The 21366-nt window shown below is 62.9% G+C and carries 17 protein-coding genes; 7 read left to right on the top strand and 10 right to left on the bottom strand.

What is annotated here, in order from left to right; genetic code table 11:
- Positions 1-23 precede the first annotated feature (23 nt).
- Positions 24-1307 (bottom strand): hypothetical protein, encoded by a 1284-nt coding sequence (locus tag Q0X62_RS09540; protein WP_297734648.1) that lies wholly within the window; start codon positions 1305-1307, stop codon positions 24-26.
- Between the two features lie 141 nt (positions 1308-1448).
- Here Q0X62_RS09540 and Q0X62_RS09535 point away from each other — a divergent pair, with 141 nt between their 5' ends.
- Positions 1449-1925 carry a hypothetical protein gene (locus Q0X62_RS09535; protein ID WP_297734645.1) on the top strand — a complete coding sequence of 159 codons (477 nt, stop codon included), beginning with the start codon at positions 1449-1451 and terminating at the stop codon, positions 1923-1925.
- Positions 1926-1931: 6 nt separating this feature from the next.
- On the opposite strand, the gene Q0X62_RS09530 is transcribed toward Q0X62_RS09535, so the two are convergent.
- The 4 genes from Q0X62_RS09530 to Q0X62_RS09515 all read right to left on the bottom strand — a co-directional run bounded on the left by Q0X62_RS09530 (position 1932) and on the right by Q0X62_RS09515 (position 6648).
- Positions 1932-2300, bottom strand: coding sequence for an MmcQ/YjbR family DNA-binding protein (locus tag Q0X62_RS09530; RefSeq protein ID WP_297734642.1), 369 nt, complete (start codon positions 2298-2300; stop codon positions 1932-1934).
- Positions 2301-2307: 7 nt separating this feature from the next.
- Positions 2308-2874, bottom strand: coding sequence for a hypothetical protein (locus Q0X62_RS09525; protein ID WP_297734640.1), 567 nt, complete (start codon positions 2872-2874; stop codon positions 2308-2310).
- Between the two features lie 3 nt (positions 2875-2877).
- Positions 2878-3927 carry a hypothetical protein gene (locus Q0X62_RS09520; RefSeq protein ID WP_297734637.1) on the bottom strand — a complete coding sequence of 350 codons (1050 nt, stop codon included), beginning with the start codon at positions 3925-3927 and terminating at the stop codon, positions 2878-2880.
- Between the two features lie 174 nt (positions 3928-4101).
- A complete protein-coding gene (locus tag Q0X62_RS09515; RefSeq protein ID WP_297734634.1) occupies positions 4102-6648 on the bottom strand; it encodes a TonB-dependent receptor in 2547 nt (848 codons plus the stop codon).
- A 518-nt stretch (positions 6649-7166) separates the two neighbouring features.
- Here Q0X62_RS09515 and Q0X62_RS09510 point away from each other — a divergent pair.
- Positions 7167-8981, top strand: a complete 1815-nt coding sequence (locus Q0X62_RS09510; protein WP_297734631.1) for a S9 family peptidase — start codon at positions 7167-7169, stop codon at positions 8979-8981.
- A 189-nt stretch (positions 8982-9170) separates the two neighbouring features.
- Here Q0X62_RS09510 and Q0X62_RS09505 read toward each other — a convergent pair whose 3' ends face one another.
- Together Q0X62_RS09505 and Q0X62_RS09500 are read right to left on the bottom strand one after the other, a co-directional pair.
- Positions 9171-9800, bottom strand: a complete 630-nt coding sequence (locus Q0X62_RS09505) for a glutathione S-transferase family protein (RefSeq protein ID WP_297734628.1) — start codon at positions 9798-9800, stop codon at positions 9171-9173.
- A gap of 9 nt (positions 9801-9809) precedes the next feature.
- Positions 9810-11558, bottom strand: coding sequence for an amidase (locus Q0X62_RS09500; RefSeq protein WP_297734625.1), 1749 nt, complete (start codon positions 11556-11558; stop codon positions 9810-9812).
- A 185-nt stretch (positions 11559-11743) separates the two neighbouring features.
- Here Q0X62_RS09500 and Q0X62_RS09495 point away from each other — a divergent pair, with 185 nt between their 5' ends.
- From Q0X62_RS09495 to Q0X62_RS09480, 4 genes are all read left to right on the top strand, one after another.
- Positions 11744-12649, top strand: coding sequence for a hypothetical protein (locus Q0X62_RS09495; protein WP_297734623.1), 906 nt, complete (start codon positions 11744-11746; stop codon positions 12647-12649).
- A gap of 57 nt (positions 12650-12706) precedes the next feature.
- A complete protein-coding gene (locus tag Q0X62_RS09490) occupies positions 12707-13495 on the top strand; it encodes a hypothetical protein (protein WP_297734620.1) in 789 nt (262 codons plus the stop codon).
- A 139-nt stretch (positions 13496-13634) separates the two neighbouring features.
- Positions 13635-13979 carry a hypothetical protein gene (locus Q0X62_RS09485; RefSeq protein WP_297734617.1) on the top strand — a complete coding sequence of 115 codons (345 nt, stop codon included), beginning with the start codon at positions 13635-13637 and terminating at the stop codon, positions 13977-13979.
- 77 nt (positions 13980-14056) lie between these two features.
- Complete coding sequence (locus tag Q0X62_RS09480) at positions 14057-14728, top strand: glutathione S-transferase (protein ID WP_297734614.1); 672 nt, start codon at positions 14057-14059, stop codon at positions 14726-14728.
- Between the two features lie 9 nt (positions 14729-14737).
- On the opposite strand, the gene Q0X62_RS09475 is transcribed toward Q0X62_RS09480, so the two are convergent.
- Positions 14738-15661, bottom strand: coding sequence for a hypothetical protein (locus tag Q0X62_RS09475; RefSeq protein ID WP_297734611.1), 924 nt, complete (start codon positions 15659-15661; stop codon positions 14738-14740).
- 182 nt (positions 15662-15843) lie between these two features.
- Here Q0X62_RS09475 and Q0X62_RS09470 point away from each other — a divergent pair, with 182 nt between their 5' ends.
- A complete protein-coding gene (locus tag Q0X62_RS09470) occupies positions 15844-17742 on the top strand; it encodes a glycosyltransferase family 2 protein (protein ID WP_297734608.1) in 1899 nt (632 codons plus the stop codon).
- Positions 17743-17777: 35 nt separating this feature from the next.
- Here Q0X62_RS09470 and Q0X62_RS09465 read toward each other — a convergent pair whose 3' ends face one another.
- Positions 17778-19697 carry a hypothetical protein gene (locus tag Q0X62_RS09465; RefSeq protein WP_297734605.1) on the bottom strand — a complete coding sequence of 640 codons (1920 nt, stop codon included), beginning with the start codon at positions 19695-19697 and terminating at the stop codon, positions 17778-17780.
- 235 nt (positions 19698-19932) lie between these two features.
- Complete coding sequence (locus Q0X62_RS09460; protein ID WP_366946137.1) at positions 19933-21312, bottom strand: M20/M25/M40 family metallo-hydrolase; 1380 nt, start codon at positions 21310-21312, stop codon at positions 19933-19935.
- Positions 21313-21366: the final 54 nt, after the last annotated feature.

Below are 21366 nucleotides of genomic sequence, written 5' to 3'. Positions count from 1 at the left end.
TGAACCCTGTCCATGGAGCCCGCCTACGGCATTTCGATCTCGCCCAGTTCCCGATCCGCCTCACCGGCGGATTGGAGCATGAGACGATAGCGACCCGCCGGCAGCATCAATGTGACCGGACCGGTCTCGCCTTCCCGTACCAGGTACTGGTCCATCGGAATGGCACCATCCCCCTCGTCCGCGACGAAGGCCTGGACAAGGAATGGACCGGTGACCGGCAGGCTCTCGGCGGCGACAATGTGGGGCGAACGGTATCCATCCATTGCCATCCAGTCCGGACGGCCGCCCGGGCCAAGTTGCAAGAAAGGGTGCACGACCAGCATGTCGACCGTGCGCTGGAATGTGTCGCTGAACCAGCCGCCATTCGTGTCGCGGAACGTGGTGGGACGTGTGATGTCAAAATGTTCAGCCAGACCGACCGGGACGGGCGGGTTGTAGCCGCTACCATAGATCGTGCCCTGTTGTTGATCGACCGTCAGCGGGTCGATCCCGGTCAGGGCCGTGAGCTCGGCTGCCATCCAGCCTTCCAGGACGCCGTCGCCATTTTCGTCGCCGGTTTCGTCAAGATGCTGATAACCGACAAAGACCACGACCCGGCTGTCCGGATTGGCATCCAGGAAAGCGGCAAGATTGGTCGCCTGCGCGCGCTCCCGGGCCCGGATCTGGGCCGCCTGGTCACACTCGCCGCTACAGCGTTGCTCCATGGTGACTTCGTATCGCACCAGGCCCAGACCCATCGCCATCGCCGAGCGAACCAGGTCGCCGAACACCGGCTCCATTGAATAGAATCCCGTATTCCGGGTCGGATATCCCAGTGAAACCGCCTCTTCGACCTGCTCGGGACGACCGAAGGTTTCCGCGGCAAAGTGTGTAAATCCATCATCGGCCAGCCGACGCAACAGACGCGTCGCGAAAGCACGGTGCCGGGCGTCATTATGGGCTTCATTGATGATCACGACTTGTCGCCCGGTCGCGGCCTCGGCAATGGCGTCCACGGCATCGACCGGAAACAGACTTGCCAGAACCGGGTCCAGCGCTTCGCCGGGTTCCACCGGCTCCCAGCCCTCCGTCATGCCGTATCCGAGAAAATGCCGCCCCGTCATGGAATAGACTGATCGCTCGAACTGCGCGACGATCTGGCTGGCGACTTCCGGCGGGAAATTGGCCGGTGCCTCGATAAGGTCGAGCGCGTCCAGATATCGGCCGTCGCGCAAAGCCTGCGAATAGGACAACTCGCCCTGTGCCTCGGCAGTAGCGCTCAGGGCCATAGCCGCCAAGACAGCGCAGAACATAGGTCTGATTTTCATGAAACCCCCTCAAAACAAGCTGCTCGCGATGCGTGTTCAACCTCACAAAACACGCACACCCGCCTGCCGCGTTCAAGTCATTCATGCGCGAGACAGCCAAAGCATGGCACAGTGCGCAGGTCTCAACAGCGAGGTTACGACATGAAGCGCACCCTGGTTACCCTGGCCATGCTGAGTCTCGCCGCCTGCGCGTCCGCGCCAACCACGTATGGCCCGGCCAATGGCAGTGATCGCGGCTGGTCACAGACGCGTATCGAGCAGGACCGTTTCCGGATCCGCTTCGAAGCCGGTTCGGACATGGCGTTTGACGAGGTGGAATTGATGGCGTTGCGCCGGGCTGCCGAGGTCACGCTGGAACAGGGTGGCGAGTGGTTCCTTGTCACCAGCCGCAATGCCGAGGGCAATGATCGCAATCCGGTGGGTGTCTCGACCGGCATCGGGATTTCGACGGGCTCGCGCGGATATTCGTCCCGCGGGGTCGGTATCGGTCTGAATTTCGACGCCTCGGCCGGCGAGAAATCGGTCTCGCTGGAAGTCCTGGTCCGCTCGGGCCCGCGCCCTCAGGATGTTCGCGTCTATGATGCGCGCGAAATCCTCGCCAATGCCGCAGGCCGCTGACGCCGCTCAAGCCTCCGGCAGCAAACCCAGCTCGCGCTGTTTCTTCTTGGACAGACCGGCGGCGATGATGGCATGCGAGCGCTCGAGATAGGCCTGCAGGTCATCCTCCGTGAGCGCGCCAGGGGCGTGAGACTGAATCCAGGTCATGCCCCGCGATGCAAGGTAAGGGGCCGGGCGAAGCCCGTCCTGCTCCTTGAGAATTTCGAAGGAGAGCGGCGTTACCTTGAAGGAAATGCCCGCATGGTCGCGATCGGACCAACCGGCGACGGCGAACACCTTGCCGCCGACTTTCCAGACATCCGCGCCGCCCCATTGTACGACGTGTGAGGTCGCGGTCAGGCCGTTGCAGAAACGGTTGAATTCGTCCCGATCCATACCCGGATCAGCCTGCCAGCGCCTTCGCCTGCCCGACCCAGTCATCGCGACGAATGCGCCCGCGACCATTTATCTTGTCGTCCCAGCGATCAATGTCCTCATCCGTCCAGGCCGCAATCTGGCTCACCGAGGTGACACCCTCCGCGTTCAGGGCGGTCGCCGCTTTCGGCCCCAATCCCTTGATCACACTCAAATCATCAGAAGACGCCTCATTCGCGCCCGACTTGGAAGCGGCCTTCCCTTTCGGCTTCGCCGTTGAGGCCGGCTTCGCCTTGGGCTTGGGCTTGCCTGGTGCGGACTTTGCGGGAGGCGCCTCGACCGGAGCCGTCTCGGGAATAGTCGACAGCTCTGGTGCCGGGGCAGCTTCAGCACTCGCGTTGCGAACGACGCTTTCGGCCTCTCCCAGCCGACGTGCCAGATTTTCATTCTCCTGGCGCAGTCGGGCATTCTCGGCGATGGCGGCGTCGGCTTCGGCGCTGCGAGCATCACCGGACCAGAGCTGGTAACCAACGAAAACGCCGAATCCGACGGCCAGCACCAGCAAAATCCCCATTTCCCAGATCAGGTAAAACATGCTTCAGCCCTCAAGCGGCGCAATTGCGAATGATATGGCGCTGTCCTGGCGATCCACCAGCACAACGGAGATGCGTGTATTCTCGGTGACCACACCGCTAACCAGATTGGTCACTTCCGCGACCCGCGCCGAATCGAGCTCGGCATCATTCGACTGGCGGCGAATGGACACGGTCATGGCCGCGTCATCCGGACAGGTCGCGAACATGCGCCCGACCCGGCGCAGGGCCACCGAGGTGAAGGGGCTCGGCGTGGAACCGGCCCGTTCAAAACGCAAGGTCTCAGTGCCCTGGGCGGCCAGAATGACTGCCGAACAGGCGGCCACATCCTCGACCCGGACGACGGCGGGCGCCCCGGATGGCGTGACCACACTGGCAGCCCTGAACGGCACCGGCATGGCGGCGAGCGCCTGGCTGACCGATTGCGCGACTTGCGGGTTGGGCGCGTCACCGACCAGGGCGCCCTGCTCACCGCGCAAAACAACGGCGCCGCGCTCGAGCCGGGCGAGCTGTCCGAGCAGACGCTTGGCCGCCTCTTCCCAGTCCGGTGAGGCCGAGCCCCCGGGGACAAGTGTTAGATCGGTGTCTGCGCCCTGCGGAAAATTCGCGGCCGCGTAACTGGCGATGGCGTCGCGGGCGCCGGCGTCCGTCGCATCGCCACGCACAAGGACGCGGCCATTCATCGCCACATCCGCGCGGAAAACAAAGCCGGACTGGAGGCGGGCTTCGATGGTCTCATCAATGACACGCGTCACACCGCCCGCAACCACACCGCCGCTCCAGGTAGACGACAGCACCGTGTCGAGGGCGTCGGCTCGCGCTTCATCGTCCGGCGCGGCACCGGTCAGGATGGCGCGTTGACCGTCCATCCGGACGCTGGCCCAGTCATGCCCGCGCAGCGTTAGCGCGTCACGGGCGCCCGATGCCAGGCGTGATTCGATGGCGCCAACCGAGAAGGGCCCGAAAGAAAACAGGATCACGGCAGCGAACAAGACGATTCCGGCCACCATCAGCAGCGTTTTTCGTATGCGGGGTGTCATGGCGAGGTCGAACATGATTCATCCATAGAGTGTGGCCAGACATCACCGGAAAAAGGCGGATTGAAGGCCAACGTCCACTCGGGAAATAACATTAAAGGTCAGGCACCTCCATAGGGCAAGCAGCGCCTGGTGATACAAAAAGGGCCGGAGCTTGCGCTCCGGCCCTTCGAGCATTCGGTGAGGAAGTGCCTAGTTGCGCAGGCGCAAGGTCAGACCATAGGTCCGCGGCGTACCGAGGAAGCCGTTGAACGAGCCGGACTGGAACGGTCCATCAAAGCCGACCTGGATATATTCCTCGTCCAGAAGATTGCGGCCCCACATCTCCAGCGACCAGGAGTCGCTCTCGCTGCTGATTCCGACGCGACCATTGAACAGGGCGTAGGCATCCTGAACCTTTTCCGGGTCCAGATCGGAACCGGTGTTCTGTTCGGACATCCAGCGGCCATCCAGGTGTGCCAACCAGTTCATGCCATTCTCGAACTGGCCCTCATAGGTGATGGCACCCGAAGCGTACCATTCCGGCGCCAGGGAGAAGTTCTGGCCCGACAGACGATCAACATCCGGCGTGCCGGTCGGTGCGAACGTGTCATAGGTTGCGTCCGCATAGGTCACGCCACCCTGAACCGTCAGGCCCGGCATGCTTTCCGGAAGCCACAGGATTTCAGCCTCCGCGCCGCGCGTCTGCGCGCCGTCAATGGTCGTAACAAAGAAGGCAATACCGTTGAAAGTATTCAGCTGGTAGGTGCCGAAATCGGACTGGAACAGGTAGAAGTTGGCGAGGATGGTATCATTCGCCCACTCCGTCTTGATACCCAGCTCGAAGCTGTCGACCGTCTCCGGTTCGAACGAAGCCGGATAGGACTCCGGATTGCTCAGCACATTGGTGAAGTTGACAGGATCAGAGCCGGCCTGCGTGAAGCGGTCGAGGTTGAAACCACCCGCCTTGTAGCCGCGCGAATACGTCCCGTAGACGAGCAGGTCGTCGTTGAAACGATGCGAGAGCGAGAGCAGGCCCGACATCTCATTCTCTTCGATCGACTGCGTGTGGTCGATCATCGAGTAGACATCACGGCTTTGCGGCAGACAGGTGAACGTCCCCAGCTGCGCCAGCGAAGCCGCAGGCAGGCTCGTGGCCCCGGAGAATGCCGCCAGAAGCGCCTGCGCACCCGGCGTGGTGAAGTCGAGCGCCGGCCCGAAGGCATGCTCCCAAACCGCACAGGCCGGGCTCACGCTATCGCCGAAATCGAAGGTCGCCGACTTGTCGGTGCTAGTATGACGAAGACCGAAGGTCAGGTCCGTGCTGTCCGTCATGTGCCACGTATTGTGGGTGAAGAAGGACAGGCTTTCCGAACCCTGATTGTACTGGTCGCCATTGACGTTCCAGGCACCGGCCGGAATGCCCTGACCCGGCGCCAGGCCGACAAAACCGGGAACCGGATTGCCGAGGAAGGCAGACAAGCCTGCCAGGCCATTGGCCAGATCGGTGACCGTGGTCGCGGACGCGCCACTGGAGGCCAGCAATGACAGGAAAGGCTCGAAATGAGCGCCGGTGCGAATACTGTCGCGGCGGATAAGCGTTTCATCCGAAAAGTAGGTCCCGACCATCCAGTCGAGGCTCTCGGTCGAACCGGCGAGGCGCGCCTCAAACGTAGTGGTGTCAAACTCGACCGTATTGTCGTCTGCAAGGCGATACACAATGTCCGCGCCGGTGAAGTCGGTGTCCTGGGCGGAGGCCAGCTGGAAATTGCGGTCAGACGCGATGATGGTGAGATCGAAATTATCGAACGCCCAGTTCAGCTCGCCCTGGAAGCCCGAATCTTCGATTTCCTGGGTCGTCGGGCGGTTGGAGTCGATCTGGCGGGAGAAGGGATCCTCTGAGCCCGGCAGCGGGCGGGCGCCCGGAACCAGTGCATTGATGATCGGCGATGTCGCACCCGACACCAGGCTCGGCGCACCACAGCAATCCTCGTCACGCTGGGTGTAATCAGCACCAAGGAGCAAGGTCACATTGTCGCTGATTTCAAACAGCAGCTGACCATTCAGGGTGTAAAAGTCCTGATTGGCGTCTTCAGTCTCTGTACGCGGCCCACCATGCGTGTTCACCGACTGGTAGCCGTCACGCTGGCGCTGAGCGACATAAACGCGGGCTGCGACGCTGTCGGACAGGCCGCCGGTCATGCCGCCGGAAAGCCCCCAGCCATCGGCGCCACCGCCGGAGACAGAGGCTTCGGCATGCGCGCCGAATTCGAACTCGGGCTGCTTGGTGCGCACATTGATGATGCCGGCAGACGTATTGGCGCCGAACAGGGTGCCTTGTGGTCCACGCAGGACTTCAATCGCCTGCAGCTCGCCAAGATCACCGAAGCCGATGCCGTTGCGGGACCGCGGCACGCCATTGATGACGATGCCGACGGACGATTCCAGACCCGGATTGTCACCGACGGTGCCGATGCCGCGAATACGGGCGGTGGTCGAAAATTCGTTGGTCGTCGACGTCACGTTCAGGCCCGGCGCGATGACGGCAAGGTCCTTGATGTCGCTGACGCCGGCATTGGACAGCAGCTCTTCACTGTAAGCGGTCACGGCGACCGGCACGTCCTGAATGCCCTCTTCGCGTTTCTGAGCCGTCACGGTGATCACGTCCACCGACCGGGCTTCCTGGGCAAAGGCTGATGCCCCGGAAATGGCGATCGCTGAAGCAGCGGCGAATAAAATTGTGCGTTTGGCGGATGACATTCTCTAACTTCCTCCCGTTGGGACGACGATCTTTGCGCCATTCCCTTTTTGATGCGGCAAATGGGACGCTCGCCCATCATGCAATGGCAATCTGATCGAATTGCCCCTTTGGGTGAAGCACATTTGCTGTATCGCCCACACGAAAAACCGCACCGAAGGTTCGAAAAGCCGCGCTTTTTGCCGTTCTGTTGCTACAGAGACACAACTATGACCTGCCGGTGTGACATGCGAGACTAGATCGCGCCGGGTTGCGCCAAGAGGATGAACGGAGAGTGTTTGTGATCAGACCGATAACAGGATTTCTTGCCGTGCTCGCCTTCGCAGGCGCAGCATGGAGCCAAAGCGATACGCCTCTTCAAGCGGAAACCGTATTTCAACTTGAAGCGGCTTCGGAGCCTCAATTCGCACCGGACGGGTCTGTGATCGCCTATGTGCGACGCACAAACGATGCTGCGAGCGACCAAACCCGATCTTCGATCTGGTTCATTCTGCCCGACGGCAACGGTCACCACGCTCTCATGGAAGACGCGACCGCGACCGGCATGCCACGCTGGTCACCGGACAGCCACTACCTGGCTTACACACGTGCCGGAGACAGTGGTGTCGACCTGCACGTTCGCGACCGCCAAGGCGTGGATCGGCGGGTTACCGAACTTCCCGGCGCCCCGGGTGGCCTCGCCTGGTCTCGCGATGGTCGCTACCTCGCCTATTCGGTCTTCCGGACCCAGCCCGGACCGGCCGCCGCCGCCTTGCCCGTCGCGCCGGAGGGCGCCGAGCGCGCGCCGGCCGCTGCGATTGAGAACCGGCTCCTTTTCCGCCTCGACGGGGCTGGCCCCATCCCTCCGGGCACGCAATATTTCTACCGGGTCGAGCTTGAGACCGGCGACATCACCGCGCTCAGCCAGGATGCACTCGGCGGGTCCGGAGATTTCGCATTCAGCCATGACGGCGAGGCGCTCATCTTCTCCGCCGACCGGCGCCAACAGCTGGGCGAGCTTCCACCCGACAACGAATTGCATCGCCTGGACATCACCACCGGGGCGGTCACGCAACTGACCGATCGCCGCGGGCCCGACACATCTCCGCGCCCTTCGCCGGACGGGCGCTGGATCGCCTATCTGGGTTTCGATGACGAACAAATGGGCTATCACAATACCGAGCTCTACCTGCGCGCAACAGAGACCGGCGAGACCCGCTCACTGACCGCATCACTCGATCGTTCCGTGGGCGATCCGCAATGGGCCTCTGACAGTCGCAGCATCTATGTCCAGTTCGATGATCGCGGGACCACGCGCGTGGCACAGGTCAGTCTCGATGGCGAGCTGACCATTGTTGCGGACGGCCTGATCGGCGCCACTTTCGGCCGCCCCTATACGGGCGGTGACTACTCTGTCTCTCAAAGCGGAGCGGTCGCCTTCACGCTGGGCTCACCACAAATGCCAGCCGAATTGGCGGTCACCGGAACCGGCGGCGAAACCGTCCGGCTGACCGATCTCAATAGCGATGTCCTGGCTGGTGTTGATCTGTCGCCGGCCGAAGCGATCAGCTGGGCCTCACCGGCCGACGGTCGCGAGATCCACGGCTGGGTGCTCTACCCGCCCGATTTCGACCCGGAGCAGACCTGGCCGATGATCCTGGAAATCCATGGCGGCCCCTTCACCGCCTACGGCCCGACCTTCTCGGCCGAGCTGCAGCTCATGGCGGCAGCGGGATATGTTGTCGTCTACACCAATCCACGCGGCTCAACGAGCTATGGCTATGACTTCGCCAATCTCATCCACCATGCCTATCCGGGCGAGGATTATGATGACTTGATGGGCGCGGTCGATCACATGCTGGAGCGCGGCTTCATCGACCCCGACCGGCTTTTCGTGACCGGCGGCTCGGGTGGCGGCTTGCTGACCGCCTGGATCGTCGGCAATACGGACCGCTTCGCGGCGGCGGCCTCGGTCAAGCCGGTGATCAACTGGTCGAGTTTTGTGCTCTATTCCGACCTGCCGCAATTCTTCTACCGCTACTGGTTCGCCAGTGCGCCGTGGGAAGATCCTGACGAGTATTGGCGCCGGTCGCCGCTCTCTCTGGTGGGCAATGTCACAACCCCGACCCTGATGATGGTCGGCGGGGCCGATATCCGGACCCCGCGCGCCGAGACGGAGCAATACTACTCCGCACTCCACCTGAACGGCGTGCCGACCCGCCTCGTCATCATTCCGGAGAGCTTCCACGGCATATCCAACTCACGGCCCAGCCGCCTGCTGACCAAGGTCGCGGAAATCCTGCGCTGGTTCGAGGAATATGACCCCGGCCCGTCGGAGAATGGGGAATCCGAGTGAGCCAGGTCGACCTGCCCGCCATCAAGGGCCCCGGTCCATTTCGTCCGCAAGGCCTCGCCCCAGAAAGCCTGCGGCTTGACCGCTCATCTGCCGGAACACGTCAAACCGCTCAGCGCCGTTGAGAATGCCGCGCAGGGCGTGACCCTTGATCCGCGCGGCAAGGTCATCGCCGGCCCGGCCGTGGGCGGTTCAGGCCTCTATGCTTGGACGCGCACCGACCGCTTCACGCCACCGTGCGAGATTATCGAGGCCATCGGGCAGAGGCAGCTTAATCCAGCGGGTGAAGTCCACGAAGACATAGGCGGCAATATCCGCAGCCGAGAACGCCTCACCAGCCAGATAGGCAGCCTCACCCAGGCGCGCATCGAGGTCCTTGAGGCAGGCGGTCGCACGCGCCCGGCCGCGCTCGACGAGTGCTGGCACCTGGGCGTAGCGATTCGGCCCTGTAACAGACGAATCCTTGAAGAACTCGGACTGGTTTCGCAACGCCTCGGCGACACCCGTCAGGCCCTCGCCCTCGACCCGGGCCGTCCACTCCGCCACCAGTGCTTTCTCGATCGGCGTGCGGCCCAACAGCGGCGGATCGGGATAGACCTCCTCAAAATAGCGAGCGATAGAGCCATTATCGCTGAGCACGGTACCATCATCGAGCTCCAGAGCCGGTACGGTGCAACGCGGATTGATCGAGCGGTAGGGTTCCTCGAATTGCGCCTTGGCGCCGAGATCGACCTGCTCCATCTGAACGGCGACCCCCTTCTCGGCCATCAGGATACGGGCGCGGCGGGGGCTGGGGGCAGCGGTGTAATCATAGAATTTCATGATAAACTCCTAGCGGAAGGCGGGCGGATGATCGTCGGCGACAGCGAGGCGGCGTTCCAGCTCGCGCCCCAGCGCGACCAGATTGCCCTCCTCGAACAACGGCGCCCAGAGACTGGTGGTCTGGGGCACGCGATGGGTCGCGGCATTCTCGCTGACCGGATCACCGAAAATCGACCGGGTCGGGACCTGATTATAGCCCGATTTGAAGGCCAGTTGCGGATGGCCGGTATAATTGGTGATCACCAGGAGCGCATTGGCGAAATTCGGGCCAATCATCGCGTCCAGACCGTCCATCACCCCGTCCATCATCTCCATGACCTCGCGACGAAACCGGTCGACATTGATCAGATCGACCGCGGAGATGAAGCGGGCGCGGCGCCAGGTATTCGGCCAGGCCGCCGGGTCCTGCCAGACCAGACTGTCATCCTCCCCGGACAGGGTGAGATGCTCGAAGGCCGCCGCTGATTCCGCCTCCACTACGGCGAACAGGCCATCATAGGGCAGTGCCGGCAGCTCGATCTCGACCAGCTCCACGCCGGCGTCCCGGGCCGCCTCGAGCGCAGCACGGTCGGCATCCGTGCCGGCGTCAAACCAGGCCGGATTATAGCCGACCCGCATCCCGGCGACGGAGCGTCCGGCATCAATCTCCAACCCCATCCCGAGCGAACCGGCATCGGCGGCGTCATAGCCGTTCAACGCGGCCAGGACATAGCCGGTATCTTCCACAGAGCGGCAAATCGGGCCGATCTTGTCGAGAGACCAGCAAAGCGCCATCGCCCCATGGCGCGACACGCGCCCGAAGGTTGGGCGCAGGCCGGTTGTGCCACAACGATTAGACGGTGAAACAATCGACCCGAGGGTTTCAGTCCCGATCCCGAAGGCCACCAGACCCGCGGCGGTCGCCGAGGCAGAGCCTGCGCTGGAGCCGGAAGACCCCTCCTCCAGATTCCACGGATTGCGGGTAATCCCGCCAAACCAGCGATCGCCGTAGGCAATCGCGCCATTGGTGGTCTTGCCCAGCAGGACAGCGCCGGCCTCGCGCAATTTGGTCGTCGCGGTCGCGTCAATCTCGGCCACCCGGTCCTGAAAGGGCGTGGCCCCCCAGGTCGCGCGGACACCTGCGACATCGATGATGTCCTTCATGCCATAGGGAATGCCGTGCAGTGGCCCCCGATCCTCACCAGCAGCCAGTTCGCGATCAGCCGCATCCGCCTGGGCACGGGCAATTTCCGGCGTGACGGTGACGAAACATTCCAGCCTCGCCCCATGCGCCGCAATCCGGTCGAGATAGATATCGGTCAGTCGGCGCGACGTAAGGGCCCCGCTGCGCAGCCACTGCCCCTGCTTCCAGACCGGTGCGAAGGCAATTTCGGCCGGATCTGACGGCAAGGGGCCTGCCGCGTCGGCGGACGGCGTGACCCGGCTTTCCGGGTCACGATAGGTGCGCGAGCGCAAGCGCGGATCGAAGACAGTCGCGGGCGACAGCGTGTTGGGCTTGGCGTGCGCACGCTGACGCGTCATGCGATCAATCCAGCCATCAATCTCGGCGACGACCATTTCCCGCTCGGCATCGGTATAGCTGATATCAAACAGGGATTCGGCACATTGCAACGTCTCGCTGGTCACGGCGGGCGTACTGCCCCCTGCCGCACCGGCACCCTCCTGCCGGGCCAGCGCCGGGCCGGCTGCACCGGCTGTGACAACGGCGACGGCGCCGCCCTTCAACAGGTCCCTGCGCGATGTCTTGATGCCGGACATGATCTCCCCCTTCATGCTGATTTGCGTCAGAAGGTGCGGCGCGCCGGACCCGACTTCAATAGCTTGCCCGACGAATGAGGCGCGTTTCCCCTCAAAATTGCCGCAATCCGAGCCATTTCGCTTCACAATTGCAAATTAACCATGGTGTCAGAGCCAATCCGGCTTGGTCGCAAAAGGGGGAGGCCATGCCCTTAGATCAAAACGTTATTGAGGCTGATCTGGAACTTCGTCCCGATCTCGCCGAATTCCGCGAAACCCGGGCGCCTGGCGCCTTGATCCAATTGGGCCGCGCCCGGGCGATCGCGCGTGCTCGTCGCGAAGACCTGCTGAAATTCCGTCGCACCTGGGGTGGCGCCGTCGAGGATACAGCCGGTACCGACAAACCGGCCGTCAAGCCCATTGACCGCGCTGCCATCTATCCCAGCTCGCACATCCTGCACTTCTCCGTGCTGGCGACCCTGGTCCTGTTTGAGGGTCTGGCGAATGCCTATTTCTTCTCCAAGGGCTCGGATCTTGGCCTGCTCGGTGGCTGGCTGCAGGCGATCACCGTCTCCTTCACCAATGTCATCGCCGCCTTCTTCCTGGTCGGTTTCATCGGTCTGCGTCACATGTCCAATCGCAATCGCCCGATCATCTCCGGCCTGGCTGCGGCGGGTGTGGCCGTTGGCATCGCCCTGCTCATCCTGCTCAATCTGACCGCGGCCCATTTCCGCGACCTGCTCGAACTGAACGCGGCCACCCTGGCCCTCGGCGGTGCCGAGATGACAGGAACCGTGCTCACGCCAGTCGTCGAGGCCCGGACCAATCCGTTCGGCCTGCAGACGCTGGAAGCCTTGCTGCTCTTCGTTCTGGGCACGACTTTTGCCGCGATTGCGGCCTTCAAAGGTCGCACCTTCGATGATGCCATCCCGGGCTATGGCGGCGTCACCCGTCGCCTGGAAACGGCCTCACGCGACCTGGAAAAAGCATTGGAGGCGGGCTGGAAAGACGCCAAAAAGCTCTCGCAGCCTGAACTGGAAGAATTGGTCGAAGCCAAAAATCTGCTCGATGATATCTGTCAGGACTTGGCCGGTCCGAGCGGGCGCCGCTAAGGTGATCCGCGCGGGCCGGGCTGGCCCGCGCGCTCACGGGGAGCGACGGAGGGGGCAATGTCCGGACGCGACGCCATAGGCCTGCTGAACCTGGCAATCATTGCCGCGGTTCTCGGCGGCATCACTTATCTCTACCTCACGCTGACACCGGAGGAGTATGACAGCCAGACCCTGTGCCTAGCCGACTCCTTCCCGCCCCATCGGGCGGTCGTCATCGACAAGACCGATCTCTACTCGCCGGAACAGGCTGCAGGGATTGAAGACCTGATCCTGTCCCAGCGCGATTCCCTCGCCGTCGGCGAGCGCCTCTCCCTCTACGAGCTCAATGAGAGCGGGCAATTGCGCAATACCAACAGCTTCTCCCTGTGCAATCCGGGCGCCGGCGAGCAGGTCAATCCGCTCTATCGCAACCCTGAACGCGTCCAGGCGCGCTATGAAGCGCTCTTTGCCGAGCCACTGGACCGCGCCCTTGCCGACCTGGTCTTGCCCAAGGATGCGCCGTCGAGTCCGATCATCGAAGCCCTGGCCCGCCTCGCCCAGGACCCGACTTTCGACACCACCGTGCCAGGCCGCCGCATCGTTCTGATCTCGGATATGCTGCAGAATTCCGACATCTTCTCGGTCTATGGCCGCCGGCGAGGCGCGCTGGAAGACCGCATCCCACCCGCCGATACGGTCGCGAGGGCCATTCGGGATACCTATGGCGACAGCCTGCGCGGGGTATATCTGGAGATTCAGCTCATCCCCCGCGACAGCTGGGAGGCGGAGCAGCATGGTGCGCTCCAGGATTATTGGAGCGAAATTTTCCGGCGGCTCGGCATGGCGGTGATCTGGTCCGACATCTGACGTCCACCCGGCCGCCGCCCCACCCGGTTATCCACAGGCAATGCCTGCCCTGCATAGAATATGCATTTATGCGCCCGGCGACCCACTCCACAATATGTTGTGTTGATCGCGACGATACACGCAACTGATGGGGCTCGCCATGGCGGTTTTCGCCGAAGATCGGGATGAAGAAACCGGCGCGACAGCGCCACGTTCGCTCGCCCCGCCGCCGCAGGCCTCCCTGCTTGACCGCGATGTGGTCTCCCTGTGTGCCCGCCAACGCCATCTGCTCGAGTTCGCTTTCCGTCTGGCCGATAATGGTCACACCCATGTCGGCGACGTGATTGCCCTGTCCCGTTACACATTGCTGGACCTCGCCGACGGTGAGGCCGATCTTGTTGACGGGCTGGAACGGATTCTGGGACATCTCGGGCTCACGCTCGATCAGCCCGCCCCCGGCTGGACGGCGCCGCTGCCGGATGTGATTGACGTCCAGCTGGACTGAGTTTGGTCGCAATCGGCTTTGCCTTTCCGGCAAAGGCCCCTATCTCCTGACGAGGTCCCGTCAGTCAGGTAGAGCCCATGATCACTGTCCATCATCTCAACAATTCCCGCTCCCAACGCATTCTCTGGCTGTTGGAGGAGATCGGGCTTGAGTATGAGATTCGCAAATATGAGCGCGACACGACCACGATGCGCGCGCCGAAGGAATTGCGGGACATCCATCCGCTGGGCAAGTCACCGGTCATTACCGATGGCGACCTCGTCATCGCGGAGTCAGGTGCCATTGTCGAATACCTGGTCGACACCTATGCACCGGGCCTGAAGCCCGAAGCCGGGACAGCGGCCCATCGCGAGTATGTCTACTGGATGCATTTCGCCGAAGGCTCTCTGATGACGCCGCTCCTGGTGAAGCTCTTGACCGGACAGATCGAGAAATCAAAGGCGCCCTTCTTTGCCAAACCGATCATCAAACAGGTCGCCAACCGCCTGCGCGACGGGTTTGTCGACCCGGAATTGTCGTCGCTGTTCACCTTCATCGAATCCCATCTGGACCGCCGTGAGTGGATTGCCGGCGATGCATTCACCGGCGCGGACATCCAGCTCACCTTCCCGCTTGAAGCGGCCGTGGCCCGCGGCGGGCTGGACAGCCGCTATCCCAACCTCACGGCCTATGTCGCCCGCATGCATGCCCGCCCGGCCTACCAGGCCGCAATCGAGCGTGGTGGTGCCTATGGCATTGTCGGCAGCTAGACGGTCAGATCAGCGGTTGCGGATGCGTATGCCGATCTGGAACACGGCACCGGAATAGCTGCGCAGGTCGATATTGGACTCATTGTCGACATAACCCGCCTCGCCGTAGAGCGTGACCTGATCCGTCAGGCCATGCTCGACACGGCCGGTGGCGCGCCAGCGCGTATCCTCACGATCAAACATCTGGACCGCCGAGAAAGGCCCGTCATAACTGCGCTGGGAGGCCTCCAGACGGAGCTCACCGCGCGTATTTTCTCCCAGCGGCTGCCAGGTGCGGGCGCGCAGGGCGGTTTCCGAGAAACTGAAGCGGTCTGCATCAGCACTCGATGATGTGAAGAAGCCGGCCAGGTACCAGCCGGAGCGCCGGTTCTCGCCATAGCCATATTGCTCGATCCCGACCCGCCACTGGCGCTGGTCCAGACCCGCCACCACCTGATCACCGAAATCATATTGATTGGCGCGCAGGCGCAGCACGGTTTCGCGATTGGCCGCCGGCCGGTAGCGCATCTGCCCCTCCGCCTGAAAACGGGTGTAGTGACGATCGCTGTCGCGGTTCAGTACCGACGCCTCTGCGATCGCGCGCATCTGCCAATGCTCGCCTACCGGCGCCCAGTACTGGACACGTGGCGTGAAGAGGATGGAATTGAGATCGTCCCGGTCTTCATAACGACGCAGGCGGGCCTGCTGTTCGAAGCGCCAGACCCGTCCCTCACCGACCGGTTTGACAATACGCAGCCAGTTATTGCTGTCGAAGCCGGTCTCGAGGTCAAACGCGCCTTGCGGCTCCAGCACGTCCTGGTCGATGAACGGATCGGATCGCTCAACGGCATTGTCGGAACTGAACTCGATCCGGCTCTGCTGGGCTGTCGCCGCAGCCGGTAGCAGGATCAGGGCGCTCACGCCCGCCAGGAGGGTGGTCAAATGATGAGGCATGGCAGATCCCCCGAGATGCCGTATGGTTGCTTGGAGCATATCGCCGTGGCCGGAGTTTCACCATCGCCTCGGCGCCTTAATCTTGATATTTTCAAGTCTTAGGGTGGTTTCCGGGCCGAAATTGGGCGCGATCATTCAGTTGGCAGTCATACCGGCAAACCGGTCGCGGGACAGGAGTGTACATGGCAGGCAAGGATCGCCAGAACCGGTCGGGCGCCAGCAAGACGGCCCGGCCCGCCGACTTCTTCCGGTCCGTCGTCAGCGCCCCCAAGGGGATCAGCATCAAGCGCGACCGCTCGGTGACGGACGGCTTCCTGATCAGCTTTCTGGCCCTGACCATTTTGGCGCTCTCGGCCGCGGCCTGGGCGAATGCACAATGGCCGGGCAGCGTACCGACCGATCTCATCTTCTTCACGGCAGATCGCTTCAATGCGGTGCTCCCCATCCGCATCTTCCTGGTCATCTTCTTCATTGTCTACGCGGCCTATGCGCATGGTCCGATCCTGGCCCGGCTCAAACTCGGCTTCAGCTTCCTGATCAAGCTCGCCATGGTGGCGGCCATTGTCGATGGCGCGGCGCTCCTGTCCTGGCAGCAAGCCGACGCCGTCTGGCCGGTCCATGTCCAGCAAATCCTGGTCGGCCTTTCCGGCCTGGCGATCTTTCCCCATACCGTGCTCAACCAGGCCCGCCTGCCCGGCCCTTGCGGATCGCCGGTGCGCCGACGTGGCCGCTATTATGAATACTGGATGGTCAGCATCGCCGCCCTGGTCGCCGCTATCGGCGCCGTGGTCGCGATCACCCTTTATGATGCCGAAGTCGAGCAGTTGAGAAATCTCGCCCTGCTGGGCGGTATGGGCCCCGGCGTTTTCCTGGCGCAGCAATTCTTCACCGTCCAGCTGGCCGCGGTGGGAACGGTAAGAAACGCCCTGTCACGCCGACGCGCCTACTCGCCCCCGGTCGCGGTACTGATCCCGGCCCACAATGAATCCCACCTTATCGCCCAGACCATTGACGCCATCGACGAGGCCGCGGCCCATTATGACGGCCCGGTGCGTATCCTGTTGATGGAGAATTGCTCCAGCGACGACACCGCCGAGATTGCCCGCCAGGCCATTGGCAAATGCCGTTGCGCCCGTGGTGAGGTCATTGAAAGCATCATCCCGGGCAAGGCCAAGGCGCTCAATCATGGTCTCGAACTGATCAGCGAAGACTATGTCGTGCGCATTGACGCCGACACCCAGATCGATCCGAAATCCCTGCGCTTGGCCATGCGCCATTTCGCGAGCAAGACCGTCGGCGTGGTCGGCGGGCTGCCCCTGCCTCTCAAGAAAACCGGTCTTCTCGACAAATTCCGCACGATCGAAGTGCTTAACCGGCACGGTTTCTTCCAGGTCGCCTTGGGCGCCTTTAACGGGATTTTGGGCATTCCCGGAATGTTCTGCATCTATCGCCGCGAGGTGCTGATGGAGGCGGGTGGCATCGTCGAGGAGATGAATGGCGAGGACACCGACATCGTCCTGCGCATGACCAATCTGGGCTATCGCGCCGTGTCCGATCCGCGCGTCAAATTCCGCACCGAAGTGCCCGACAGCATGGATTTCCTGCGCGAACAGCGCACCCGCTGGTTCCGCAGCCTGTATCATGTCTCCGCGCATAATCGCGGCATGCTCTTCCAGGGCAATCTGATCACCGGCGCCGTGGTCCTGCCCTTCACCCTGATCAATGGGGCGCGCCGGGCGATGATGGCCCCGCTGGCGATTTATGGCGCGGTACTCTTCTTCCTGTATGGGGGCATTTACGATCACCCGCACCTGACCACGGTGCTGGCCGTCATGTTCGGCATGCCTTTCATCATGGCCTGTGCAGTGGTCGCCTTCTGGCGTCGCCCGGACCTGATCCTCTACATGCCCGCCTACATGGCCTTCCGCCTGCTGCGATCCTACTACACCCTCGGCGCGACGCTGACCCTCGTTTACCCAGGCTCGGCGAAAGAGCGACGCTTCGACCCGCCCAAACCGCTCGCGGTTCCGGACGGGGAGCGCATTGAACGGGTCGAAAAACCGCCGGTCATTGCAAAATAGGCCAAGGCCGTGGCCGGGTGTTCTCAGCTCACCGGCTAGTCCAGCGTCAGGACCGCGCCTTCATCATGCACGACCGAAACCTGTTCCTGGCCGATCGGCGAGGCCATCAGCGAGGGCGGCGTGCCCAGCGCGTGGGCGACCAGTCCGGGAATATCGACAACCCGACCCGGCTGCCCCGGCCCAGGACGCGCCAGGGTGGCGGTCACAGCCTGCAAAATCCCGACATTGGCGACCGCGCGGATTTCTGCGCTGTTGACGCGGCGTGTATCCCGCATGACCAGGCGATCACCCTCAACGCCGATTGGCAGCATGACATTGGATGGTGCGTGATTGATCGCAATAAACGGCTCGACTGCATCATTGGCCCGACCGGCGGTGGGGTCGACATAGTCGAAATCGATCACCGCGGTCAGCGGCACAAAGCTGGCGACAACTTCGGAACCCAATTCCAGCGCGGCCAGGCGTTCCCGGCCTTCCAGGCCTGACGGGAAACGCAGGGCCACCCGGTCGCGGAAGAGATGCGGGAGCCCGGCCAGGCCAGCCAGCGGCTCGGAGACCTCATCATAGAGAAATCCTGATTCCGGCAGCAGCTGAACCGGGTAGCGGCGCGCCGTGATGGTGCAGCCCCCCGCCTCGCGATGGCGCTGGACCGAGACGCGCAAGTCATTGCGCAGATTCTGGACCTCATGCGGCAGGTTCAGCGTGAACATGTTGAGGCGACCGGTTTCCATATGTCGGCTATCAATCAGCACACCATTGAGCTCGGTATGGACGAGATTGGTGAAATCCCCGGGGCCTTCCGGCAGGCGGATGGCCAGGCGCAGACGGTCCGGCACACGGCCATCCGGCAAGCTCGCCAGGCCGTAGCCGATATCCCAGCTGCGCGCCTCGGCGATGCGCTGGATGGACGTGTCCACCCCGATATCGCCAAAGCGGGTCATCAGCGCGTCGTCATGGGATTCAACGAACTGAGATGGGGACACGAAAGCCGTGCGCGCCAGCGGCAGCATGTCGGAGGTGATGAAATCTGCGACATCCATGCGCTCCGCCTCGGTCAGACCGAGATGGACGAAGTCTCCCTGGCGCCACAGCGTCGCCGCACCGCCATGCTCGTCATTGCCGAAGCGCTCGAAACCGCTGGCCGCCAGCTGGGTATCAGACCCCAGCAGGATCAGGCCACGCGTGGCAAGGCGATAGCGGTCCAGCGACTCCAGATCCATGAACTTCACCTGATAGCCGCGCTGCGTCATGCGCGCGCCCAAACGCATCGCCAGGGGCACGAAGTCCGCTTCGCTGGTGGCCGGGACAGCAATGGTGACCTCGGCCGGCAGCAGGCTGACCACATCGCGCAGGGACGACACGGCGCTGCGCAGATCCATTTCGATGCCCGAGCGCGAATCCAGGGTCACGACAGCACCAATGGAACGGTCATTGTGGCAAAGCGCGTCAGGCAAATCGCCATGAAGCTGGATGCCGACATTCAGCTCCTGGCCATGTAACGCGCTTTCCGGCAGGGCGACCACCCAGCGAAATTCCCGTGTGCCCGGCACCAGGACGCGTTCCAGGACGCGCTCGCCATTCACGACGACACGCATGGCCGCAATGGCGCTTTCGGACAGGTCCTGCGTGCCCTGCAGGACGAGGCGCACCTGGCTGACAGGTGTATCGCGAACCGTCGGCAGGCTGATGCTGGCGTAAGAGGGATATCCGGAAATGAACAGGCCGTCGCTCTCGCCGATATCGGCCAGCGTCACCGCGGCCGGCTGTTCAGGCTCAGCGTCGGCACGTCCGGAAATGAGCGTGTCGAACAGGTCGGTGACGAACAGACCAAAACTGCCGCGGCCAGCATTGAGCGCGCCAGAATTGAACAAGGTGATCACGCTTCCCAGGGCGATGATGATGAGTATGTAGGAAAACCAGGGTTTTCGCTTCTGCTTGACCGTCGTCGTTGCCATCGGATCCCCCGTCGACCGATCCCTCGCTGGATCATTGGCCGGGTTGAAGTGTGTCCCTCGAATCCGACGCCCCCCAGCGTTGGAATGGTTAAGGGGTAATTCTTCATTGCGACCAAAGCGGGACGGATTGCGAAGAAATCTGGATCAATCAGGGCCAAAAATGGGCAGAACAAAACGAGCGGGCTACCTTGGGTAGCCCGCTCGATACAAACAGGTTTTGCGAAGTGGCCAGGCGTTACTCGCCGCGGAAATCGACATCCAGTTCGGCCGCAAGATAGACCAGTGCCGCATAGGCCGCGACATTCTGGGCCAGCTCGTCCGGATCGATCTTGTCCAGCGTGTCATCCGGCGTGTGGTGCAGGTCAAAATAATCGGACCCGTTCTGGTTCAGGCGCACGGTCGGCACACCCTGCATGGCCAGCGGAATGATGTCGGGTCCACCGCCCGGCACGTCGGAGCCACCGCGGATGATGCCCAGGGGCGCAATCACGTCGCCGATGGCATCGATGGCCGGATTTGCCTCGTCCGAGACATTCGAAACCAGCTGCCAGATCGTGCGGGCCCCGAAATCGGACTCGGTCGCCAGGACATGATTGGCGATCTCGTCGGCATGTTGTTCGGCATAGGCGCGCGCGCCCAGAAGACCGACCTCCTCGGCCCCGAACATGACGACCCGGATGGTCCGGCGCGGACGCTCGGGCAATTGCGCGATCAAGGCGGCAGCCGCCGTGGTGATGGCCACGCCTGCCCCGTCATCGACGGCGCCGGTGCCTTCATCCCAGCTGTCCAGATGGCCGCCGATCAGGACGATCTCGTCCGGCAGTTCCCGGCCGATCAGGTCGAGCACGACATTGCCGCTGGTGACTTCGCCGCGCCAACCGGCGGTCGAGCGGATCCGCATCTCGATCGCCTGACCGGAATTATGCAAGCGTCGCAGATGATCGGCATCCGGATTGGAAATCGCGATCACCGGGATCTCGGCCCATTCGCCATTGTTCGAGCTCATCATGCCGGTGTGCGGCATGCGATGACTGTCCGAGCCGACGGATCGCACCACAAGGGCGTCCGCCCCGCCGCGCTCGGCATGCTGCCAACCAATGCGGCGACGCTGATTGGCCGGACCATAGCCTGCGCCAGTCTGGCTCGGCACCATGGCTTCGCCGTCGACAAAGGCGATCTTGCCGTCCAGGGCGCCATCCTCGATGGCAGTCAGGGCATCAATGTTGCGGAAATAGACAATCTCGGCATCCACGGCGCCGAGGCGCGGCGAGCGCCCCGATCCGCCCAGAGCCGAGCCATAGAGCGCCTGTTCATACGGCGCGGTCATGACGATTTCGAGCTCACCGCGAGTCCAGAATGGCATGGTGAAACCTTCGACGGAAACGCGGTCGAAACCGAGCTCCTCCCCCAGCGCGACACCCCAGTCCCGGCCCCGGGCTTCGGCTTCCGACCCTGCAAGGCGAGGACCGACCTGCGTGGTCAGAGATTCGACAATCTCATACCCCAGATCACTGTCGAGCGCGGCGTCGATCAAGGCCTGCGCGGTCTCCACCTGCTCCGCCGAAGGCAGGACAGTGTCCTGCGCCAGTGTTTCCGCAGACAGAAAGACTGTCATTCCAAGCGCGATAATTGATTTCATGAAGTCCTCCCGACACATTCGGGCGACACT

The sequence above is a fragment of the uncultured Maricaulis sp. genome, from assembly GCF_947259345.1.
In the GTDB taxonomy this organism is placed as follows: Bacteria; Pseudomonadota; Alphaproteobacteria; order Caulobacterales; family Maricaulaceae; genus Maricaulis.
The sequence above is the reverse complement of the archived record's forward strand: the minus strand, read 5'-3'. Positions and strand labels throughout refer to the sequence as shown.